Origin of the sequence: Pseudomonas sp. CHM02 (assembly GCF_000612585.1) — a bacterium.
Lineage (GTDB): Bacteria > Pseudomonadota > Gammaproteobacteria > Pseudomonadales > Pseudomonadaceae > Aquipseudomonas.
On record NZ_JFCA01000004.1, the window covers coordinates 59182 to 82113 of the forward strand.

Annotated in this window: 17 protein-coding genes and 1 pseudogene; 13 read left to right on the forward strand and 5 right to left on the reverse strand. The window is 58.9% G+C overall.

Going from position 1 to position 22932, the window contains the following annotated elements; genetic code table 11:
* Window positions 1-111: 111 nt before the first annotated feature.
* Entirely contained in the window at window positions 112-1026 is a 915-nt protein-coding gene (locus BM70_RS0103150) for a LysR family transcriptional regulator (protein WP_025854657.1), read from the reverse strand.
* Window positions 1027-1200: 174 nt separating this feature from the next.
* Here BM70_RS0103150 and BM70_RS0103155 point away from each other — a divergent pair, with 174 nt between their 5' ends.
* A complete protein-coding gene (locus BM70_RS0103155; RefSeq protein WP_025854658.1) occupies window positions 1201-2214 on the forward strand; it encodes an NAD(P)-dependent alcohol dehydrogenase in 1014 nt (337 codons plus the stop codon).
* Window positions 2215-2218: 4 nt separating this feature from the next.
* Here the strand turns inward: BM70_RS0103155 and BM70_RS33510 are convergent.
* Window positions 2219-2299 (reverse strand): annotated as a pseudogene (locus tag BM70_RS33510) (aldo/keto reductase); the annotation flags it as partial.
* 961 nt (window positions 2300-3260) lie between these two features.
* On the opposite strand from BM70_RS33510, the gene BM70_RS0103160 reads away from it, so the two are divergent.
* From BM70_RS0103160 to aepX, 4 genes are all read left to right on the forward strand, one after another.
* Window positions 3261-4760 carry a DUF6622 family protein gene (locus tag BM70_RS0103160; protein WP_155952115.1) on the forward strand — a complete coding sequence of 500 codons (1500 nt, stop codon included), beginning with the start codon at window positions 3261-3263 and terminating at the stop codon, window positions 4758-4760.
* Between the two features lie 210 nt (window positions 4761-4970).
* A complete protein-coding gene (locus tag BM70_RS31075; protein ID WP_218187286.1) occupies window positions 4971-5705 on the forward strand; it encodes an NTP transferase domain-containing protein in 735 nt (244 codons plus the stop codon).
* Between the two features lie 80 nt (window positions 5706-5785).
* Window positions 5786-6544 (forward strand): phytanoyl-CoA dioxygenase family protein, encoded by a 759-nt coding sequence (locus BM70_RS0103170; protein ID WP_025854660.1) that lies wholly within the window; start codon window positions 5786-5788, stop codon window positions 6542-6544.
* Window positions 6545-6672: 128 nt separating this feature from the next.
* Window positions 6673-8340 carry a phosphoenolpyruvate mutase gene (gene aepX / locus BM70_RS0103175; protein WP_025854661.1) on the forward strand — a complete coding sequence of 556 codons (1668 nt, stop codon included), beginning with the start codon at window positions 6673-6675 and terminating at the stop codon, window positions 8338-8340.
* 354 nt (window positions 8341-8694) lie between these two features.
* On the opposite strand, the gene BM70_RS0103185 is transcribed toward aepX, so the two are convergent.
* Window positions 8695-9609, reverse strand: coding sequence for a LysR substrate-binding domain-containing protein (locus BM70_RS0103185; RefSeq protein WP_025854662.1), 915 nt, complete (start codon window positions 9607-9609; stop codon window positions 8695-8697).
* 247 nt (window positions 9610-9856) lie between these two features.
* Between BM70_RS0103185 and BM70_RS0103190 the strand changes: the two genes are divergently transcribed.
* The 4 genes from BM70_RS0103190 to pgm all read left to right on the forward strand — a co-directional run bounded on the left by BM70_RS0103190 (window position 9857) and on the right by pgm (window position 16163).
* Complete coding sequence (locus BM70_RS0103190) at window positions 9857-10879, forward strand: zinc-dependent alcohol dehydrogenase family protein (RefSeq protein WP_025854663.1); 1023 nt, start codon at window positions 9857-9859, stop codon at window positions 10877-10879.
* Window positions 10880-11582: 703 nt separating this feature from the next.
* A complete protein-coding gene (locus BM70_RS0103195; RefSeq protein ID WP_025854664.1) occupies window positions 11583-13010 on the forward strand; it encodes a hypothetical protein in 1428 nt (475 codons plus the stop codon).
* The gene (locus tag BM70_RS0103200; protein WP_025854665.1) at window positions 13007-14413 is read left to right on the forward strand and encodes a PLP-dependent aminotransferase family protein; all 1407 of its coding nucleotides are present in this window, start codon (window positions 13007-13009) and stop codon (window positions 14411-14413) included. The genes BM70_RS0103195 and BM70_RS0103200 overlap by 4 nt, the downstream gene beginning before the upstream one ends.
* A gap of 106 nt (window positions 14414-14519) precedes the next feature.
* On the forward strand, window positions 14520-16163 hold the full coding sequence (pgm, locus tag BM70_RS0103205) for a phosphoglucomutase (alpha-D-glucose-1,6-bisphosphate-dependent) (protein WP_025854666.1): 1644 nt from the start codon (window positions 14520-14522) through the stop codon (window positions 16161-16163).
* A gap of 75 nt (window positions 16164-16238) precedes the next feature.
* Here the strand turns inward: pgm and BM70_RS0103210 are convergent, their stop codons facing one another.
* A complete protein-coding gene (locus BM70_RS0103210; protein WP_025854667.1) occupies window positions 16239-16934 on the reverse strand; it encodes a pirin family protein in 696 nt (231 codons plus the stop codon).
* A 219-nt stretch (window positions 16935-17153) separates the two neighbouring features.
* On the opposite strand from BM70_RS0103210, the gene BM70_RS0103215 reads away from it, so the two are divergent.
* Complete coding sequence (locus BM70_RS0103215; protein ID WP_025854668.1) at window positions 17154-19601, forward strand: UvrD-helicase domain-containing protein; 2448 nt, start codon at window positions 17154-17156, stop codon at window positions 19599-19601.
* Between the two features lie 152 nt (window positions 19602-19753).
* Here the strand turns inward: BM70_RS0103215 and BM70_RS0103220 are convergent, their stop codons facing one another.
* Window positions 19754-20026 (reverse strand): DUF1652 domain-containing protein, encoded by a 273-nt coding sequence (locus BM70_RS0103220; protein WP_025854669.1) that lies wholly within the window; start codon window positions 20024-20026, stop codon window positions 19754-19756.
* A 256-nt stretch (window positions 20027-20282) separates the two neighbouring features.
* Here BM70_RS0103220 and BM70_RS0103225 point away from each other — a divergent pair, with 256 nt between their 5' ends.
* From BM70_RS0103225 to BM70_RS0103235, 3 genes are read left to right on the forward strand one after another with little or no spacing between them, the layout of a single operon-like run.
* The gene (locus BM70_RS0103225; protein ID WP_025854670.1) at window positions 20283-21092 is read left to right on the forward strand and encodes an AraC family transcriptional regulator; all 810 of its coding nucleotides are present in this window, start codon (window positions 20283-20285) and stop codon (window positions 21090-21092) included.
* 49 nt (window positions 21093-21141) lie between these two features.
* Complete coding sequence (locus tag BM70_RS0103230) at window positions 21142-22548, forward strand: FAD-binding oxidoreductase (RefSeq protein WP_025854671.1); 1407 nt, start codon at window positions 21142-21144, stop codon at window positions 22546-22548.
* Between the two features lie 26 nt (window positions 22549-22574).
* On the forward strand, window positions 22575-22916 hold the full coding sequence (locus tag BM70_RS0103235; RefSeq protein ID WP_025854672.1) for a cupin domain-containing protein: 342 nt from the start codon (window positions 22575-22577) through the stop codon (window positions 22914-22916).
* Window positions 22917-22932: the final 16 nt, after the last annotated feature.

Below are 22932 nucleotides of genomic sequence, written 5' to 3' on the forward strand. Positions count from 1 at the left end.
GACAGACACCAATCGACTGATTGCCGCCTGCCGTCAAGCGCAGCAACCGACCATTAGCGGTCTGCTCTACATAACCACCTCGCCCTATTTACGGAACCAACTCAAGCATCCCTACGGCTCCACCCAATCAGAATAAAGCAGCGGAAAACGCTCCTGTACCCACTCAATAAAAACTTGAACCTGTGGAGCCAGGTGTGTCCGGCTCGGGTACAGCAAAGACACCGGACGACGGGCTGGTCGATAGGGCTTTAGAATCTCCACCAGACCGCGACTGTCCAGATGCTCGGCCACGGTGATCCCCGGCGCCTGGATGATTCCGAAGCCCGACACGCCGCACTGAACGTACGCATTCGATTCGGTGACGGTGATGCCGGCGTTACTCACAAACGCTCGATCCTGACCCTTTACCGAGAAATGCCAAGGCAAGGTTCTGTTGCTCTGACCGGACAAGAAGTTGACGCCTCGATGAGAGGCCAGGTCGTCGAGTGTCTGTGGTTCGCCATGCTCGTGCAGGTATTCGGGCGCTGCACACGTCACCATGGTCGCCATCGCGATAGGGCGGGCGATCAAGGTCGAATCCGGGAGGTCCCCGATACGCAACGCACAGTCGATACCTTCACCGATCAGGTCGACGGCCCGGTCGGTCACGCCAAGCATCAGGTTGATACCAGGGTAGGCGGCGGTGAATTCTTTAAGGCTTTTGATGAATTCCATTTGCGCGAAAGCGGTCGGGATATCGACGCGGAGTCGGCCCTCGAGCGTTGCTCCGGATCGGTCGAACATTGACGTCGCAGCAGAAATACCCGCCAGAATGTCCTGTACCCGCTCGTAGAACCTTTCGCCCTCGGCGGTGAGTGCCACCTTTCTGGTGGTGCGCTGGAACAGCCGCACGCCCAATGACGTCTCCAATTCCTGGATATACCGAGTGACCTGAGGTCGTCCGATGTCCAGCGATTCGGCAGCTTTTGTAAAGCTGCCGAGTTCGGCAAGCCTGGCAAACAGTCGCATCGATTGAAGCAAGTCCATGACGCTTTCCTATGAACCCCGTCTGGCTCACGAAGTTGAACGTGATTGTTATCCAAGGATAGAACAATCATGTCTTTTCCCACGCATTTATTGCACACCGTTAAAAGCAAAAAATACACCCAAGGCAGAACCGGTTCTGGTTCGAGGCCATTGATGGGTGTTTGGAGAATCGCAATGAAAGCCTGGTTATTGAAAGATTTCGGACTCGACAACCTGCAGTTGGGAGAGGTCGAGACCCCGCAACCAAAGGCCGGCGAGTTGCTGGTCAAGGTGGGTGCGGTCTCGCTCAACTTTCGCGACAAGGCGATCGTCGACGGCATTTATGAGCCGCACAGCGTGCCCAAACCATTGATTCCGGTGAGCGATGCCGCCGGCACAGTGGTAGCGATCGGTGCCAATGTCACGCGTTTCAAAGTGGGCGATCGCGTCAACTCGCATCTTTACTCACGTTGGCTGGATGGCGAGCCAGGGCCGAACGAACCCGATTACTGCTTCGGTTCGCCGTTGCCCGGCGGTTTGGCCGAATACATGATCATCCATGAAGACAGCGCCGTCGGTGCCCCCGACAACATGAGCGACGAAGAGGCGGCAACACTGCCGATCGCTGCGCTCACGGCCTGGTATTCGCTGGTGGACTTTGGACAAATCCAGCCAGGCCACACCGTATTGGTTCAAGGCACGGGCGGTGTGTCGATATTTGCCGTGCAGATCGCGACGGCGCTTGGCGCGAAGGTCATCGCAACGTCGAGCAGCGACCAGAATCTGCAAGCCGTGCAGGGGCTGGGCGCGGTGGTGGGCATTAACTACAGAACGACCCCGAAATGGGCGGACGAAGTGCTGAAGCTTACCGACGGCAAGGGCGTGGACTTGCTACTCGATGTGGCCGGCGGCAGCGGTATCAATCAATCGGTGGCAGCCACCAAGGCATCGGGGCGTATCGCGCAGATCGGCTTTCTGACAGGGCAAACCGTTGAACTCAATCTGATGCCACTCATATTCCGCCAGACGACCATTCGCGGTATCGCCGTAGCACCGCGCTCATCATTTGACCGGATGAACGTTTTCCTCAACGAACACAAGATCCGTCCCGTGATTGATGAGGTATACCCATTCGAGAAAGCGCGAGAAGCTTACGAGCACCTCGCAAGGGGAGCGTTTGGCAAGGTTGTGATCAAAATCGCTGAATAACGTTGTAGCGGTGACTGAGCCCCATGCGGCCGAAGCCAAGGGCCGAGATTTCAAGAGAGCTGTTGCCGGGTTTGCGCTTTTGCATAAGAGGTGTTTACACAGACTGCACGGGCCGGGAAGGGCGCGTGCAGAAGCATTGTGAACACACCAGGCGAGGTGGGCAGGGGAACTCGACGGTTAACTCGGGATGGACCGATGAAGAGGACTCATGAGTCTGGTGGTGGTGCGGGATATTGAGTCGGACTCGGTGATTCAAAGGCTGTCGGGATCCCCGAAAAACATTTTGACTGGGCTCTAGCGCAGTATTTTCAGGTCGGAAAAACTAAAATATGCCCTCAGTTTTGCCCCCAGTAGCGCGGGATATGCGGGCGATCGAGATTGGCGCTCTCTGAGGCGGAGCAGAGTGGTCGTCGATGGCTTTCAGTGTAACTCCTCATCGGATCTGGCGGGGGGGCAGGGCTCATCAAGGACCAGCTAATCCGCTCTCGGTCGAGAACAGCTACTCCGATCGACTGTGTTCAACCTAATATTTGCATCCGCCTAATTGGTTTGCTGGGCTTGGAGGTATCTACGAAACCAAGAGCGATTCATTTTGAGCGCAGTGGTCTTCCTCTTTTGTCCAAGGCTGACGCGAACTTTGAGGGAGCGGATTTACCCGCGAACGCCAACAAAGCAGGTGCCATTAACCTCGACTGCTTTGGGCTCGCGTTCTAGCAATAATCGACAGCTAATTCCGTCGTCAGCCGACTGTGGTTCTCCATACAAGCGCATCTGCGCACTCACTCCAGCGTGTTTCGCGTCAGGACGTGTGTCGCGCAATGACCCATTGCTTGAACATTCCGAAGGAGTGCTACGAACCTACGCATTGATAACGGTAAGGTTTGTATCGTCATTTCGTAACGAGACCGTCGGCAAAATAGGTTGCCAGTCAATCTCAGTTCCAAAATCTGAGTTTGATTGACAGGCTAGGGCTGAAAGCTCTCTCGATTTTTTTGATATCAAGGATGGATATGGTGAGGCGGTGGTTATCCCTGCTGGCAGTTTTTATGCTGCCACTGCTGTCGATGGTGTGCAGCGGTCAGGTCCGAGAAGTGCAGAGAGACCTCGATGCATTGAATGCTGAGCGTCCGATGCATGTGGCTATTTGGTATCCGGAAGGCGTCTGCACCGCAGGTGCGCAAGAGCTGTGCCTTGATAAGTCAGCGATTACTCATAAAGTCATCGTTGTTTCACATGGCAGCATGGGGGCGTCAGACGATTACGCCTGGGTTGGTAATGGCTTGGCATCCAAGGGGTACATTGTCGTTGGTCTGAATCATTTCGGTGAATCCCGGGTATACGGGAAGCACACACAGAGCTTGCGTGCCACGGGTATGGTGTGGGAGCGGGCGCTGGATGTGTCGCGGGTGCTGGATGCCCTGGCCAAACTGAATCTCTTTCAAAAAAGCGTCGCCTGGGACGACGCCATCGTCATTGGTCACTCCGCCGGCGGCCAGACTGCCGCGCTTCTGGCGGGAGCACGCTTTGATCTTCATGCGTTCGCCAAGTACTGCGAGTCCCTGCCAGACGGTGTTGATCGTTCGTGTTTTTACGCGCTGGATATCAAGCGAGCACCAAGCGCCTATATCGCGTTGTTCAACGGCAGCTACCGCGACCCGCGGGTCAGAAAAATAGTATTGCTTGACCCCGCCCTGGGCCCAGCATTGGTTGAGCAGTCCATGGCGGGTTCGCATATTCCAGCACTGGTGGTGGGGGCGCTGCACGATGACTTCCTGCCGTGGAGCCATCACGGTGCTCGCTATGCGTCGGCCATACCGGATGCAAAAACCCTGTTGCTGGAGGGCAACGAGGGGCACTTTGTGTTTCTTTCCGTTTGCCATTATGACGACAAGGTCAACGGTATCCCGCTCTGTACCGACAAAGCGGGAGTGGACCGCAAAGTCGTGCATGAGCGTTTGTTGTCTGGGCTGCTTGCTTTTGTTGCACCCGATGACGAGATCCCTCTGTTTGGAAAACGCGTAGTGCCCGCAGTTGCCGATGTCCCGGCTGCACAACTGACCGTGCTGGAAATCCTCCGCTACACCCCGCGTTGGGTATTCGGTTTACTTTTCGCGCTTTGCGTATTGGGATTGATGCAGACACGTACGCGACAGGTGCAGTTCAGCCTCGCTTTGCTGCTCCCCATCGGGATGCTGATGTTGTCGGTGGCGGGCGTGTTTCAGTACACCGATTATTGGGTCGCCGGCTTTGGGTTCTGGCTTGCTGGCCTTGTTGCAATCGGTACGATCGCCTCGCGTTTTATGGATGCCAGCGTCGTGACAAGGAATAAGGCTTCGGGTCGACTGATAATGCGCGGTAGTTGGGTTCCATTACTGGTCATCCTTGGGATTTTCATCACACGCTATCTGCTAGGGGTGGCCCAGGCCCTGCAGTTTCCAGCACTCGATCATTGGCCAGTGCAGATGGCGGTCGCAACTGGGTTGGGGGCGTGGAGCAGCTATTTCGCTTGTCGGGGGTGGAACTGCTGGAGAGCAGCTCGCCCGTAGCCTTGTAGTTGAATGGCGTGTTGATCGTCACGGGTTTGCAAGTTTTTATGTTTCGCTAAATCTACACAAATGTATCCACGAACGGTTATATCTAATTGCCATTATCTTCGCATCAGACTTCTGGTGCGCAAGAGCGGGATGACATTCGTTCGTGGCGCCTGGATCTGCGTTCAATACTGGATGAGCGTAATCAACAAGGAGGTTGTGGGGATGCAAGATTCACGAGGCATGGCGGCGATTATTCTGGCAGCTGGGATTGGCCGGCGTCTCCATGGATGGGAAGGGCCCAAAGGGCTTATTCAATTTGGCAGCAAGACCTTGCTGGCGCGCCATCTGCAAACGCTGCGTGAATTGGGTATTACCGACATATTTGTTACCGCCGGCCACCAGGCCGAAGCCATTCGTGCCGAACTTCAGACACTCGATGATCAGGCCACTGTAGTGGTCAACGAGCGCTTTTCATTGGGCAGTGCTATCTCTGTCCTTGTGCATGAGTCCTTGTTGCGCTCGGGCAGGCCTATCGTCCTGATGGATGCCGACGTGTTGTACGCCGAAGACATCCTGACTCGGCTCATTCAGTCTGCGCACGAAAGTGCACTGCTTGTCGACATGCATGAAGTCGATGATGAGGCCGTTAAGGTGTGCTTCAAAGCCGGGCACATTGTGGACTTCGAAAAACGACCAGAGCACGCCTACGAAACCTGTGGTGAGTCGGTGGGGTTCTTCAAGTTTTCCCCTGCCGCCGCCGCCGCTCTCGCTGATCTGTGCGAGCGTCATATCGCTCAGCATGGGCCGAAAATCGAGTATGAGGCGCCCCTGCGAGAGTTGATTTTGGAAAACCCCGCACAGTTCGGCGTCGAGGTTGTCACGGGCCTGCCATGGGTAGAAATAGATTTTGACCATGACGTAATACGTGCTCGCGAGCAGGTACTTCCGCATCTTTAGTCGCTCTCGGTTCGTCTGCTTTACCGGTTGCGTCGTCAAGTGAATGAAACGCCGTTTTTCAAGGATTGAAGGAACTCGCAATGTTGCTTGATCAGGCAGGAATCGATCATTTTCAACGGTACGGTTGGTTGCATGTCCCGGGTTTCTTTTCTGGGGCGTCGATGGATGAACTTCGTCAATGGGTCGACCAACTGGCTTCATGGCCAGAACAACCCGGCCGACACATGGTGTATTCCGAGCCGGACCTACGTGTGCCTTCTTCGCGAATGGTGCAGCGCATCGAGTATTTTTGCGAAGAGCATTCAGGCTTCGATGCCCTGTTGAAGCGCGACAAGCTGGCAATTTCGGTGGCCCAGTTAATGGGCGAACCCGTGGCGTTGTTCAAAGAGAAGATCAATTTCAAACACCCTGGCGGCGCAGGGTTCGAGGCGCACCAGGACCAGCAGGCCGGGTGGTCGAAATACGCCCCATTATTTGTCTCTGTCATGGTCAGCATTGACCATGCGACACCTCTCAACGGGTGCCTGGAAATTGAGCAGGGCAACGAAGGGCGTTTACGCACACTTATCGGCGAAGAGTGGCAGCCGTTGGATGACACGCATCCGACCTGCCGATATGTTGCGGTGCCCACTGCGCCGGGCTGTGCAATATTTTTCGACAGCTATGTCGCCCACCGCTCTGCGGCGAACTTGAGTGCTGAAAGCCGACGCATGTTGTACGCAACGTATAACCGCAGAAGTGACGGCGATCATCGAGCGTTGTACTTCCAAGAGAAGCGCCAGAACTTTCCCCCCGATTGCGAACGTGAGCCGGGAAAGACTTATAAATTCAGGGTTTGACTGAATCTTCGTTACCTCGCAACCCCTTTGTATTTGACCTTCAGGCATTCGCTGAATAACAGCGCAGCTGTCCTGTTGTCCTGGGTTAAGCAACAGAACTGTGCGCGTCTAGCAAATGGAGATTGTGGATGAAAATATTGTCGCAAGAAGGTATCGAGAGAGCAAGCGTCGAGTTGCCACCCAGACGGGATCGCGACCGTGGCTGTCAGCTTCGCGAAGAGATCGCCACAGGCGGATTGGGATTCTTGATGGAGGCTCATAATGGGCTGTCCGCCAAGCTCGCCGAAGAAGCAGGGTTTCGCGCATTGTGGGCGTCGGGGCTGACGATCTCGGCCAGCATGGGATTGCGCGATAGCAATGAAGCTTCATGGACTCAGGTACTGGAGGTCATCGAGCACATGGCCGATGCTGTATCGGTGCCTGTCTTGGTTGATGCCGATACCTGCTACGGCAACTTCAATAACGTCCGCCGACTAGTACGCAAGCTATGTGAGCGCGGTGTTGCTGGTGCGTGTATTGAGGACAAGCTTTTTCCGAAGACCAACTCATTTATCGGCGAATACCAGCCCCTGGCGTCTATCGATGAATTCTGTGGTCGTATCATGGCGGCCAAGGACAGCCAAACCAACGATTCCTTCGTGGTGGTCGCACGTGTGGAAGCGCTCATTTCCGGGCGTTCCATGGAGGAAGCCTTTGAGCGCGCCGAGGCTTATTACAAGGCGGGCGCGGATGCGATCCTGATCCATTCCAAGAAGGCTGATGGTGCGCAAATCATCGAATTCGCCCGCCGATGGGCCTCTCGCAGTCCTCTGATTGCGGTTCCGACCACTTACTATCGAGTCCCCGTACAGTCACTCCAGGATGTTGGAGTATCAGGTGTGATATGGGCAAATCACAGCCTGCGCGCTTCCATTACGGCAATGCGCAGCACGGTCCAGAAGATCTATCAGGAACGCTCCTTGGTTGGCGTCGAAGGGGGCATCGCCACCGTCAAGGATATTTTCCGTCTGGTGGGTTGTGATGAGTTGGAGGACGCCGAGTCCCGCTATTTGCCAAAAAACGCTGCGCCGAAGGCCATCGTGCTGGCGGCCTCGCAGGGCGACTTGGGTGAGCTGACCGAGAGTCGGCCCAAGTGCATGATCAAGTTGTACGGCGTACCTTTGCTTGAGCGTCAGGTGGGTATCTTGCGGCGTGCCGGGATCGCAGCTGTCACCGTCGTCCGTGGCTATCTCAAAGAAAAAGTGACGGCCACCGGAATCCAGGTCGTGGACAATGATCGATATGCGAACACCGGCGAAGCCTACTCGCTCTATTGTGCACGTGACCGATTGGTTGCCGAGACAATTATCGCCTATGGCGACGTCCTGTTTCGCGAGTTCATCTTGGATGGGCTGCTGGATGACGACGCACAGATCCTGATTGCCGTTGATGCGTCGAAGACACGTCGCGAGGATGGGCGGATTCAGGATCTGGTCAGCGCCGATCATAGCCCGGTTGCCGACTTTCTCGACGAGACGGGGTTGTTGAAAGCGATGTCCGCTGACCTCCCGGCTGACGTGGTATCCGGTGAGTGGATTGGCCTTCTGAAGCTGGGTGTACAAGGGGCTGCCTGGGTTCGGGAGGAGCTGGAGTTGCTCGTTGCTGAAAACTTGCTGGAAACAGCTGATATGCCACTTCTCATTAGCCGGCTAGCGAAGCGGCACCCGGTCAAAATCCGTTATTTCGTTGGCCACTGGATGGACGTGGACGCCCTTGCGGATCTGGATGCAGCTCAGAGGTTCATGCGAGATGCTTGATCCTCGAGAATTCCTGAAGGTTGCGCAGCAACAGGGCTTCGACTTCATGGTCGGGGTTCCGTGTAGCTTCATGACATCACTGATCAACGCAGCGATGGCCTCCACTACGATGCCTTCAGCGCTAGTCGGCCATCAAACGAGGTAGCTGTATAGTGCTCTAGGGCGGCTGGGAGCAGCCGCGAGTGATATTTCGCGAAGGGGTGTGTTGGACCTTGAACTGGGGGCATCTGTTTCAACGTTCCTAATGCATGCCCTCAGATATGCCCCCAAGTATTTCATCCTCTGGAAGTGTGTAGACCTCCATGGCCTATGAAAAACCAGAAATGATCAAATTAACACCCTGCCTGACAACGCCTAAAGACTCTCAGGGTCGCCAAAAAACATCTGAATCCGCGACCGCAACCACCGCTCTCCCGGATCATTATCCTGCGACCCACGCCACGCCATGTGCAGTTCAAAGCTGCGCACCGGCAGCGGTGGGTCTTCCGCGCGCAAGCCACCTGCCGAGGTCAATGCCTCGGCCGCATAGTCCGGCACGGTGGCCAGAATATCTGTGCCCGCCAGCAATGTGCCGAGGCCGTTGAACTGCGGCACGGCCAGTACCACGTGGCGTTTGCGGTCGAGTTTTTCCAGTTCTTCATCGATGAAGCCGCTCAGGTCGCCTGCGAAGGACACCAGTGCGTGGGGGCGGGCGCAGAAATCGTCGAGGCTCAGGGCGCCCGGTACGCTGTCGGCGCGCAGCAGTTTCGGCAGGCTGCGGCGCAGTACCTTGCGCTTGGCGTTGGCCGGGAGGTCGGCGGTGTAGCTGACGCCGATGGAGATTTCGCCGGAGGCCAGCAGGCCGGGCATCAGGATGTAGTTGACGCGGCGCACCACCAGCACGATGCCAGGGGCCTCGGCGCGCAGGCGTTTGAGCAGTTGGGGCAGCAGGGCGAATTCGACGTCGTCGGACAGGCCGATACGGAACACTGCGGTGCTGGTGGCCGGGTCGAACTCGGCGGCGCGGCTGACGGCGGTGGAAATCGAGTCCAGGGCCGGGGAGAGCAGGGCGAAGATTTCTACCGCCCGGGCCGACGGTTCCATGCTGCGCCCGGTGCGTACGAAGAGCGGGTCGTCAAACAACCCGCGCAGGCGCGACAATGCCGCACTGATCGCTGGCTGGCCCAGGAACAGTTTCTCGGCAGCACGGGTCACGCTGCGCTCATGCATCAAGGTTTCGAATACGATCAAGAGGTTAAGGTCGACACGACGCAGGTCGTTACGGTTCATCTTGTGTCCTGGAAGAGTCAGCAAACTTGACGAGAGCGGTCATATAAGAAGAATGGCCGGCATGAATCTTACGGGCAAAGGCTGTTACTCTGCACAGGAAAATTGAGTTTTCTTACAAGCACTGAGGTCTATCCCTCAGTTGCGGAATCAATGACAGGCATGTCGACTATTAACGGCGACCGGTGGTCTTACCCGGAAAGCCCAGATAGAGTTCATGGCATTAGAGGTTACTTTGACGAGGTTTGCGATGTCCCGCACGATCCGTTTTCACAAGTTTGGTCCGGCCGAGGTGCTCAAATGCGAAGAGCATGCAGCCGCGCAGCCCGCACCGGGCGAAGTGCAGGTGCGTGTCGAAGCGATTGGCATCAGTTGGTATGACATTTTGTGGCGCCAGAACCTGGCGTCTTCCCATGCACGCTTGCCATCCGGCCTTGGCCACGAGATGGCCGGTGTCGTGGTCGCCGTAGGCGATGGCGTGGATGACTTGGCAGTGGGCGATAAAGTGGCCAGTTTTCCGGCCGAGAGCCCCAATGATTACCCGGTGTATGGCGAGCAGATCGTCCTGCCCCGTTCGGCGCTGACCCGTTATCCGGATGTCTTGAGCCCGATTGAAGCCAGCGTGCACTACACGCCGCTGTTGATTGCGTACTTTGCTTATGTGGACCTGGCACGGGTCAAGCCCGGGCAGTTTGCCCTGGTGACTGACGCCAGCCACTGCGCCGGCCCATCCTTTGTGCAACTGGGCAAAGCCCTGGGTGTGCGGGTGATTGCCGCCACCAAGGACAGCGACGAGCGCGAGTACCTGCTGTCCCTCGGTGCGGAGAAGGTCATTGTCACCGAAGAGCAGGACCTGCTGATGCAAATCAACAAGTTCACTGACAACCGCGGCGTGGACGTGGTGTTCGATGGCTTGGGTGGCCCGCAGATGTCGTTGCTCGGCGACGTGCTGGCACCGCGTGGCAGCCTGGTGCTGTATGGCTTGCAGGGCGGCAACCAGACCCCGTTCCCGGCGTGTGCGGCGTTCCAGAAGAACATCCAGTTCTTTGTGCACTGTATCGGTAACTTCACCGGCAAGCCTGAGCTGGGCATCATCCAGGACCAGGTGGCTTTGCAGCGAGCCTTGCGGGATATCAACCAACTGACCGCCGACCGCGTGCTGGTGCCGCTGAAAACCACGGTGTTTCCGTTCAATCAGTTCGTGGAAGCGCACCGCTATATGGACGAATGCCCGTGCCGCGAGCGCGTCGCGTTGCAGGTTGAAGCTGTTTAGGATGTAGGAATATTCGCAAACGAGTATTCCTGAACACTGGCGTATGGGGCAAATACGCCATTTGACAGGGCTGAACCTGTATTGCCCACCGGGTGCCTTGCTGGCACTTTACCCCCTGAAGCCTGACGTTTTCGTTGACGCCGCCCTGAATTCCAGCGCGGCGTCTTTGTGTGCGCGTGATTTACGGGCGGGTCGTTATTCATCTGCACTGCTTTTCGCTCGGGTTCTGTATCTATTAATCATTATTCCAGCACTGATAATTGTGGCTTCACTTTCATCTCAAGGACTGAGCAATGATTGAATATCTGACACGTCAGTCGCGAGCGGTTGGAACTCATGTCGTGGCGTTCGCGTGGCCACAGGGAAATAGGTGTGCCCATGAAAAGTCTCGCTGCCATAAATGGAGAAGTTGCTTGGTTTATGTGTCGGAAACTTCTTTGAATAGTTGGTTAAAGGTGTGTAAGACCTCGTCGGAAAGATCCTAGGACCGTCATCGGATTTATTTTAACCCAGTAAAGCCTCAGGTTGCTGCGCCTGCCGGGCTTGGGTTTCTCCAGAAGACGCCCCTGCCGATTTGCCACGCGATGCTAGTGTCTAGTCATAGGCGTACAAAGCCGTGCGCGAACTTCTTACATGCGCAATAGGTCGAGCAAACACTGTCAGTAGTTGCTTGAAATTAATATTTCAACTCAGGTAGTAAGCGATGAGCACTATTCACGAACAGGCTATGAATTATGTTTACCAGCAAGTTCTGCAACGGTTGATCGGATACTTTAATCGGGAAGAGCGAACAGCCCTCCAGTTGTTGGTCCAGCGAATCGTCGTGGCGGCGGGGGGTATGGAGCAGGTGGGGGACTATAAAGTGTTGGTTGCCCACGGTGGCGGCGAGGTCAGCAGTTACACCTTGGCGTTGCTGCGTGCCGCGCAACTGACCATCGCGCACAGAGCGCCGCGTACTTTTCACTTGCGGGTTGCGACATTGCGCTACGCGGGTATGACCCAGGGCCGGCTCGACAGCCTCAATCAGGGCTATGGCCGTCTGTTTCTCCACGATGACCCGCGGGTTGAACTCCTGATGGTGGAAAACCAGGAAGTGCTGCCCTTCAACGCCTTGCGACCGGCCTCGACGGTTGCCCGGGAGATCAGCCAGCGCAATATGTTGATGGTGGGGCACCTGAGTGCCGGCGATTGCCGCGCGACCCTGTGCAGCGACACGTACCTGGCCCTGGGGGACTTTTACCAGCGCGTCACCACCTGGAACGGTGGGGTGCATGCACTGGTCAGTGGAGATTCCCCGCGCAAGCAAAATCAGTTTCTGGCCTGGCTCAAGAACACTGCACAAAGCGTCGGAGGCACCGTTGCGGAGCCCTGGCCGTCGTCGCTCACGGGGTTGTTCGCACGCATGGACGCGTTGAGCACCGGTTATTACCGCGATGTATTCGGCGATCATTACGTCGCGACTGAAGCCCCCGGCAAGACTGGCCATCGTCACTTGGCCTACATTGGCGTTGCTGATCTGCTGAGCAGCGTGAACCTTCCCGCTTCGCCCATGCTCACCGACTTCATGGCCTTCGCCCCTGATCCGCTGGGGTTTCACTTCAGTCATCCAGGCTATTCCAACCCGCTGCTGATGGCTCACTTGCATGGGTTGCAGGCCCAATCCTTGCGCGACATGGACTATGAAGAGGGGGTGCAGGGTTTTCTGCGGCGGGCCGCCCACTATCTGGACCGCATGCATATGCCCAAGACGTTGCTGGCCGAGGCGGGGAGCCGCGAAGGGCGCATCCTGTCGAGCGCGTGTGCCCAGCAGTTCTTTGGCCTGGACGAGACTCAGCTGGTGTGCCTGCTGTTCTCGCCCTTTATCCATCATGGCGAGCGCCTGGAGGGCTATTTGCGCCAATGCCACCCGGGCATGCTGGTCGCGCTGCCAGAGCTGCACAAGGTCCTGCAGGGCAAGCCTTCAGCCGACATGCTGCAGCAATGGGTCACCGACACCAGCGGTTTGCCGATGCCATTGGTGCAGCACCTCTACCGTAGACGTCCGTTGGCCGGCGCGACCGGCAAGCAACCGTGCAGCACCGATGCCGTGGCCCATGACAGCGCGCCGGCCTGTCAATTGTCCGGCCGATGACACTGCGCGGCGAACGGCAGGCAGACTTCGCGTACCAGGCGGTTTACCGCTACATGATCAGCCTGATCAATGAAGTCAGTACCGATACCCGGGTCAAGTTGCCCTCCCTGAGGCAATTGGCGGGGCGCCTGAACGTGTCGATCTCGACGGTACAGTACGCGTACTCGCTGCTGGAGAAGGAGGGCAGGGTCTATTCGGTGGCCAAGTCGGGCTATTACGCCTGGCCCCGGTCAACCAGCCCGCTGGCGTGGGTCGGTGGCGATCTGCTTGATCGGCTCTACGCGGCGGCGCGCCGTCCGGGCATGGTGGTGCTCAGCGGTGATGAGCCCGCGCTGCTGGCGTCGCTGGATGGTGCGTTGTTGCGCCTGGAGCGGGAACTGGTGCGTCAATACCCAGGTCACCTGCAGCCCTGGTCCCAGCCGTGCGGTGTGTGGGAGCTGCGCGCAGCACTGGCGGCGCGCTACACCTCGTCGCCCACGCGATGCTGGCATGCCGATGACGTCTACATCGGTGCCGACCTGCGCGGTGTGCTGGACATCCTTATCGACGTATTGGGGCTGAAGGGAACGACGGTCATAGTCGAATCCCCGTGCGACTGGCTGGTCCTGCGCCTGTTGCAGGATGCCGGGGTGCGCATCATCGAGTTGCCCTGGACAGCGGAAGGCCGCCTGGACCTGGCGACCCTCGATCAATGGTTATGTCACGAGCCGGTGCAGTTGCTGTTGCTGTCTTCAAAGGTCAGCCTGCCGTCGGGCATTGCCCTGTCTACCCACGAGCGTCTGGCCGTCGCGCAGATGCTGGAGCAGCATGGTTGCTGGTTGCTGGAAAACGACACCTTTGGCGAATTGGGGTTCATGGAACCCCAGGCCGCGTTGCGGGAGCTGGTCAACCCGGAGCGATTGATGGTGTTTTCTTCCTTCGAAAAGGTACTGGGTTCGGAGGCACCTTATGGTTACCTGCTGTCGCGGCGCATGAGCAGCGAGTTGCAGCGCCAATTCCTGCTGCGCTCCTTTCGTTTGTCGTCGATCCGCCAGCGTGCCATTGCGCGGCTGTACCAAAGTGGGCGGATGGACCTGCACCTGCGCGCGCTGCGCCTGCAATTGCATGAGCAAGCGCAGCAAATGTGCCAACGCCTGGACCTGCACCTGGGGGATCAAGTGGCCTACCGAGCGCCAGTCGCCGGCGCGGCTTTCTGGCTCGGTGTCACGCGGGCCGTGGACATGCGCCAGGTGTTCCAGCGCCTGCTCAGCCAACATGTGGTGATCGCACCCGGTGAACTGTTCAGTCTCAGCGGCCTGCATCAGCAGCATTTGCGTGTGAGCCACACCTTTCATGGGCATCCCGACCTGGATATTGCCCTGGCGGCAATCAGTGATGCACTGCGTCACGCCCAGAAGGGGTGACTGCGTGAATTTTCTCTTGCTGCTGTAGGATTTATAACGTCGCGCAGCAGTCCAACACTCAGTAAACTGCCATTTTTTTCCGAATCCTTCTTTCCGAGGTTTATGCATGACAATCAGTCCTTTTGCGGGCAAGCCGGCGCCAGCCCAGTTGCTGGTGGATATCCCGCGACTGGTCACGGCCTATTACACTGGCCAGCCTGATGCAGCAATCTCCACCCAGCGCGTGGCGTTCGGTACCTCCGGGCACCGTGGCAGCTCGTTTGAATTGAGCTTCAACGAATGGCATGTGCTCGCCATCAGCCAGGCCATTTGCCTGTATCGCGAAGCCCAGGGTATCAGCGGTCCGCTGTTTGTCGGCCTGGACACCCACGCGCTGTCGACGCCTGCCGGTGCCAGCGCCCTGGAAGTGCTGGCCGCCAATGGCGTGCACGTGATGTTGGCGCAGGGCGATGAGTACACGCCGACCCCGGCGATTTCCCACGCGATCATTTGCTACAACCGTGGCCGCACCAGCGGCCTGGCTGACGGCATCGTCATTACGCCGTCGCACAACCCGCCGCAGAGTGGCGGCTACAAGTACAATCCGCCCAATGGCGGCCCGGCCGACACCCACGTCACCAAATGGATCGAAGCCAAGGCCAATGAACTGCTGGCCAACAAACTGGCCGGGGTCAAGCGCATCACTCACGCCCAGGCACTCAAGGCCGACACCACCCATCGCCATGACTACCTCAACAGCTACGTGGCCGACCTGGTCAATGTGATCGACATGGACGCCATCCGCAGCGCCGACCTGCGCCTGGGCGTGGATCCGCTGGGCGGAGCAGGGGTGCGCTACTGGTCGGCGATTGCCGAGCACTACCGCCTGAATCTGGACGTGGTGAACACCGAAGTCGACGCCACCTTCCGCTTCATGAGCGTCGACTGGGACGGCCAGATCCGCATGGACCCGTCCTCCAGCTACGCCATGCAAGGCCTGATCGGTCTCAAGGAACGCTTCGACGTGGCATTCGCCTGCGACCCGGACCACGACCGTCACGGCATCGTCACCCCGTCCGGTGGTCTGTTGGCACCGAACAACTACCTGGCCGTGTCCATCGACTACCTGTTCCAGAACCGTCCTGGCTGGCGTGCAGACGCCGCCGTGGGCAAGACCGTGGTCAGCAGCGGCTTGATCGACCGCGTGGCTGCCCGCATTGGCCGTCGTCTGTACGAAGTACCAGTCGGCTTCAAGTGGTTTGCCGATGGCCTGTTCGAAGGCTCGTTGGGCTTTGGCGGCGAAGAAAGCGCCGGCGCCTCGTTCCTGCGCAAGGACGGCACGGTCTGGAGCACTGACAAGGACGGCCTGATCCCGGCATTGCTGGCCGCGGAAATGACCTCGCGCAAAGGCCAGGACCCTAGCCAGATCTACCGTGGCCTGACCGACGCCCTGGGCGAACCGTTCGCGATTCGTGTGGACGCCAAGGCCACCCCGGCGCAGAAAGCCTTGCTGGGCAAGCTGTCGCCGGATCAGGTGACGTCCACCGAGTTGGCCGGGGAAAGCATCCAGCAGATCCTCAGCCATGCGCCGGGTAACAACCAGGCAATCGGCGGGTTGAAGGTGATGACCGAAAACGGCTGGTTTGCTGCACGCCCATCGGGTACCGAGGATATCTACAAGATCTACGCCGAGAGCTTTATTGGCGAAGATCACCTCAAGCAATTGGTGGAAGAGGCGCAGGTGCTGGTAGACGGCGCTATCAGCCAGTAACCCATTGTAGGAGCCCGGCTTGCCGGCGATGGCGTTCGTAAGACCGCTATCGCCGGCAAGCCAGCTCCTGCAGGGTCAGGCGAGGTCGACCAGGACGATTTCGCTGTCTTCAATCGCGGTTACCCGCAATACCTGTTCATCCTCCACCGCGATTCCGTCTCGAGCGTGTGCACGCAAGCCGTTGACTTCAATCACGCCCGTAGCCGGCACCAGATACGCACGGCGCCCGCTGTCCAGCCGGTATTCGGCACTTTCCCCCGCTTTCAGGTTCGCTGCCACCAGGCGCGCATCCGCACGAATGCGCAGGCTCTCGGTGTCGCCGGACTTGCCGCTGGCCAGTGTCACAAAACCTTCGCGATCACCTTTCGGAAACGGCTTGGCGCCCCAGGAAGGCGGCAACCCGGCTTCGTTCGGGATAATCCAGATCTGGAAGATTTTCGTTGGCGTGTCTTCCAGGTTGTATTCGCTGTGGGCGATCCCGGTGCCCGCACTCATCACCTGCACATCACCGGCTTCGGTGCGGCCTTTGTTGCCGAGGTTGTCGGCATGGCTGATCGCACCCTCGCGCACGTAGGTAATGATCTCCATATCGCGATGCGGGTGCTGCGGGAAGCCCGTGCCTGGGGCAATGATGTCGTCGTTCCACACCCGCAGGTTGCCCCAGTGCATGCGCTGGGGGTCGTGGTAGTCGGCGAATGAAAAGTGGTGATGAGCGTCAAGCCAGCCATGGTGGGCGCCGCCCAGGGAATTGAAAGGTCGAAGTTCAAGCATGATCGTCTCCTGTGGATGGCGCCTATGATCCTGCAGCCCATGATCGATAAAAAGCCGGAAATATGCCTGATTCCTATCAGTTTATTAGATTGGTTGGTGGCGTTTTGACTTTCAGTTCATCACCTAACTGCATGACAGCAAAGCAATTGGCTGGAACTGAGCGTCAATTCCGGCGACCATGGGGCTCTTGTAAGAACCCAGCTCATCGCAGGAGTCCGCGTGTCGCAACAACAGCCTGATCTTCCCCCCGAACTGCGCCCTCTGGCTGAAATGCCACTCTTGAAACGCCTGGCTGCGCGCCTGTTTGGCCATGGCCTGACCCGGTTGCGCGCCCAGCACCGATTTTCGTGGTTGCACGGGCAGGCCGACGGTTTTCGCAGTGGGCACGAGGCGGGCGTGGAGTACGGCTATCGCGAGGGCAAGGCCGATGGCATCGAGGAAGGTCGGCAGGTTCTGTTGATCCGTGACTTCCGCCCGGATGAGCACCGCGCACCGGGTGTGGATGACAGTCTGTTCGATGATTGGCGCCTGCCACTCACCGCCGAGTTGAAGAAGCGCATCAAGGCCGACGTTGCGCGTTTGCTGCCGCTCCACGCCCAGCCCAGCGCGGCGCAGTGGAAGATGATCTTCAGCGATACGCCCTCGACCTCAGTGATTGCCGGCGCCGGTGCGGGTAAATCCACCTCCTTGGTGCTGCGAATCTTGCTGCTCACCCATTACCTGGGCTTCGAACTCAGCTCGATGACCGTGGTGACCTTTACCCGTGAGTCGCGCAAGGACTTCATCAACAAGCTCATGGAAATTCTCAGCCTGTGGGGCCAACCCCTTGGCCTGAAAGAAGCGCAGGCCGTGGTGCGAACCTTTCACTCGCGCATTTTGCCCATGGTCCGCAGCTTGCCGGGCTTCGAGCGCCTGCAGGCGTTCGAGAACCTGAGCGCAGGGTTTGAAGACGCGGACAGCAACCCCTTCGACCTGCGTATCAATGATGCCCAGCGCCAGCAGATGAATGCCTGTTATCACCGCTTGTACGGGCAGCATGCGCGTTTTCGCGAGCTGATAGCGCCGCTGGCACGCCATGGCTTGCAGCTCAAGGAGCTGGAGCGCGATCATCCCGATGTGCAAAAACGCGTGGCCGTGACCGAACTGGCGGCCAAGCGGGACGAAGAACTCTGCGATGTGATCGAGGACTTGTGGTTCCGTGCGGGCGCCTGGCCGATCAAGGGCATCGAGCCCAATCGCCAGGCCCTGGAAATCAACGGTGCGCAGTTTCACTGCCATGGCTACATACCGGCGCTGGACGCCTGGGTGGTGCTGGGCTTCGACTCAAGGGAGAACGCCCAGATCAGCCGGCCAAACTCGAAATTGTCCGTGCGCGCAGAATGGGCGGTAAAGCGCACCTTGTTTCAAGCTTTCTGCCGTAAACCACTGATATGGCTCGATAGTTATGAAGCATCAAAGCGGCTTTTGAGCAGTTTGGCCGGCGATGCCGCTGCCGGGCCTGGCTTTGATTACAAGGTCAAAGGCGAGCTGGCCTCGGCGCCGTTGCTGGACAGCTTCGTCATGGCGGCTGGGTTTATCGAAAACCTGGGGCTCGACGTGCCCACTGCAGTTGGGCAAATGAGCTTCGCCAAGGACGACACGGACCGTTTCTTCTTCGAAGCCCTGAGTATCTTCTGGAAAGCCCTGGAAGATCACCTGCTGGACCAGTCGCCACCGATCATGACCTACAACCGCATGTTCTCGCTGTTCGGCGAAAACACCCCGGAAAACCTCAAGCTGCTCAGCGATCCGCTGTTACGGCCGCTGTCGCACTTGATGATCGACGAGTTTCAGGACGTGTCGCCACAGATCGTCTCGTGGATCCGCGCCAGCCTGCGCGAAATCCGCAGCCGTGGCCCGGCGATGCATGTCGGGCGTGGCGCCCAGCGCTCATCGCTGCTATGCGTGGGGGATGACTGGCAGTCGATCTACGGTTGGCGCGGGAGCTCGCCCAAGTACTTCATGGCGTTCAACCAGGAATTCCCGTCACCTGCCACTACCCGCGTGATGCTGGGCGAGAACTATCGCAGCCACCAGCACATCATCGACGCCGCCGAGCACATCGTGCGCGCCGCGCCGGCGATCCCTGGCAAGAAGGCCAAGGCCAGTGGGGCGCCCAAGGATTTGGTGGCGGTGAAAGTGCTGGAGCGTGACGACGCGGCATTGGGGCGGCAGTTGCTGGAGCATTACCAGCGCGGTGATTCGGTGTTGATGCTGTATCGAAAAAGTAGCGATAAGTTACTGATTCAAGAGCATATTCAGTCTGTAGTTAATGTGGATTCTAGCTTGCCGCCCCCGGCACGCAGGCTGAAGCAACTGACCTACCACAGTGCCAAGGGACTGCAGGCCGACGCGGTATTTCTGCTGGGGGATTGCCAGCACGTGACCAGTTCGCCCTACAAGAACCAGGTGTACCGCATGGCGGGCCTGGGCAAGGACGGCGACAACGAGCCCTACGACAATGCGCAAAAGGATGAGGTGTTGCGCCTGGCCTACGTGGGCATTACCCGTGCGGTGAGCCATTGCTACTGGTACGTGGAAAAGCCCGAAGGCCCGGCAGCGAATGTGCCCAGGGCGTCGGAGCGGGTCGATGGCAGGAAAGCCTTCTTCGATGACCAACGCAACTGAGGGAGCACGGGATCTTGTGGGGGAGCGGGCTTGTCGTGGTGAGGGGGGCAGCGCAGATCTGATGGGGCTGCTTCGCAGCCCAGCGCAGGGCAAGCCTGCTCACCACAGCAGACAGCGCCTGCATGAGAAATCCATTGTTTGATAGGGTGGGGTCAGGCCCGCAAGGACACCGGCGGCACGAACGACGCCAACTCATCCTCCACCGCCTCGATAATCCGCTCCACATCGGCCGCATTCATCACCGTGGCGCAGGGAATGCCGGCGATGGCAATCAGCGTCTCGCCGCTGGCGCGGTCGAACAAGCGGGCGATCATGCTGCCGGGTGCATCCATGCTGCCCTCGAAACCCATCGGATGAAAATGCCAGCGCATCAGCTGGCAGGCGTTGGGGAACGTCACTTTGTTCATGTTGCCCACCTTGTTCATTGAGCGCTTCCTTTAGCTCGTGGCAGGGGGCCATGACCGTCACTGGTCGTGGCGTCGGAGAGTTTAAAAGTAGCATTCGTTCGTAACCGCAAGGTGAATTTTTTGCCCCGTTCGGCGGTTGTGTTCAATTAGCTTGATGTGGGTCACGTCCTACTTGGGCTCGGGCAAAAGGCCAGTAGTCGGAACTGTCAATTGGCCATTGAAGGCCCCGAGAAAATTCGGCAATCTCCACCGTTTACCCGCCACAGAGCCTTCCATGCCAGACATCGCAGCCGACGATGACGCCCAGCAATCCCACGCCACACGCGAGTTGGTGCTGCGCCACCACCTGTGTTGGCGCCATCGGGACCTGGAGGGCGTGATGTCCTACTACCACCCGGACATCCAGTACCACGACTTCTTCCAGAACCGTGTGGTCGGTTTCGCCGAATTGCGCGACTACCTGCAAGCCAGCATGCCCCGCGGGGCCGACGAGGCGATCGAGCACAGTGACCGTATCCGCGCCGATGGCGACACCGCGTTCATCCAGTACCGCATTACCTTGCGCGGTGGCCAGGGCCTGGTGTCGTTCCGCACCAGCGAAGCCATCACCGTGCGCGACGGGTTGATCTGGCGGGTCAACGAGTACGCCTCCCTGGTGCATGAACAGCCAGCCCAGGCCGCACGGCCTTCGGTCAGCCGCCTGGGCCTGTCGCCCCAGCAATTGGGGCACATGGCCAATGACCTGCAGCAATATTTCGAACGCAAACAACCTTATCTGGACCCGGAGTTGGACCTGCAGCGGGTTTCCAGGGAATGTGGCTACAGCCGCAATCAGATTTCCTACCTGCTGAACCAGGTGCTGGGGCAGAGCTTCTATCGCTATGTGAACCAGGCACGGCTCCAGCATTTGCTGGCCGCGCTGGACAAAGCCCGGCCGCCGATAAAAATCGACGACCTGGCGTTTGCCGCAGGCTTCAACTCGCTGTCGGCGTTCTACAGCGCATTTCGCCAGCACACGGGCCAGTCGCCCAAGGCTTACGTCAAACAAATTTCTCTGCGTGCACGCGCGCAAGACAGCCCATAACCGCGCGCTCTAGGATCGACCCTATCGAAACGAGGTAGGGGAACCTGGCATGCCGGCATGGCGCACTATCAGTTTATGGATGGACCAACTGGACGACCCGCTGCAAGCGCGGCCGGCGCTGGAGCATGACTTGGACGTCAACGTGGCCATCATCGGCGCCGGTTACACCGGGCTGTGGACCGCGTACTACCTGAAACGCCAGGCCCCCGAGCTGAAAATCGCCATCATCGAAGCGCAAACCGCCGGCTTTGGCGCATCGGGCCGCAACGGCGGCTGGCTGATGGGCAACCTGCTGGGTGAGGACCGCTTGCTCGCCGGCCTCAATCCCGAGCAGCGCCGCGCCTCGTTTGACCTGCTGCACGCCATCCCCGACGAAGTGGCCCAGGTCCTGCAACGTGAGGGCATCGACTGCGACTACCGCAAGGGCGGCGCCCTGTACTGCGCTGCGCGTTATCCCGAGCAGGAAGGCAGCCTGCGCCGCTACCTGGACAAACTCTACGCCCAGGGCCTGACCGAAGCCGACTACCGCTGGCTCGGCCCGCAGCAACTGGCCGAACAGATCCGCATCGCCAAGCCCTATGGCGGCATTTATGCGCCTCACGTCGCCACCATCAACCCCGCCAAGCTGGTGCGCGGCCTGGCGCGTGCGGTGGAGCGCATGGGTGTGACGATTTACGAAAACAGCCCGGTCAGCCACTGGCAATCCGGCAGCCTGCGCACCGCCAAGGCCAGCGTCCGGGCCGCCTGCGTGGTGCCGGCCGTGGAGGGCTACGCCAATACCTTGCCACTGCTGGGCCGCTACCAACTGCCGGTGCAAAGCCTGATCGTCGCCACCGAACCGTTGCCGGCCAGTACCTGGGATGAGATCGGCCTCAGCCACGGCCAGGCCTTTGGCGAAAGCAGCCGCCAGGTCACCTACGGCCAGCGTTCGGCGGATAACCGCCTGGTGTTCGGTGCGCGCGGCGGTTACCAGTTTGCCGGGAAGTTGCGCCACAACTTCGACTTGACCGACAGCGAAGTGGAACTGCGTCGCTACCTGTTCAGTGAGCTGTTCCCACAGCTCAAGAACGTGAAGATTACCCATTCCTGGGGCGGCAACCTTGGCATGTCGCGTCAGTTCCGGCCGCACATGCTCTGTGATCACAAGACCGGCATCGCGCTGTCCGGCGGTTACGGCGGGGAGGGCGTGGGGGCCACCAACCTGGGCGGGCGCACCCTGGCCGATCTGATCCTCGGCCACGACACGCCGCTGATCCACCAGCCCTGGGTGATCCGTGAACGCGGCCTGGAGGCGCTCAAGCCCTGGGAGCCAGAGCCCTGCCGCTGGTTGGGCTACAACGCGATCATTCGCAGTTTCGTCCATGAAGACCAGGTGCTAGCCAACCCCAACACCGCCCCTTGGCGCCGCAAACTGGCGACCGGCGTGGCCGGGTTCATGGAAGGCTTCATGCACTAAGTCGTTTCACTCACACGGGAAAACCCATGAGCATCACTCAATTCAAAGACACGCTGAACGCCCACCTGCCGGACTCGTCGCCCGTTGCCGTGCCGCTGGGCGAGCCCATTGCCGTCGCGTCGACCTTGAGTGTCGAGCGCCACGACGGCGTCGAGACTGGCATCTGGGAATGCACCCCGGGTCGCTGGCGTCGGCAGATCAAATCCCAGGAGTTTTGCCACTTTATCCAGGGCCGCTGCACCTTCACCCCGGACAACGGTGAAGTCGTCCACATAGAAGCCGGCGATGCACTGATGTTGCCGGCCAACAGCACCGGCATCTGGGATATCCAGGAGACCGTGCGCAAGACCTACGTATTGATTCTGTAACGCTTTGATCCTTGAT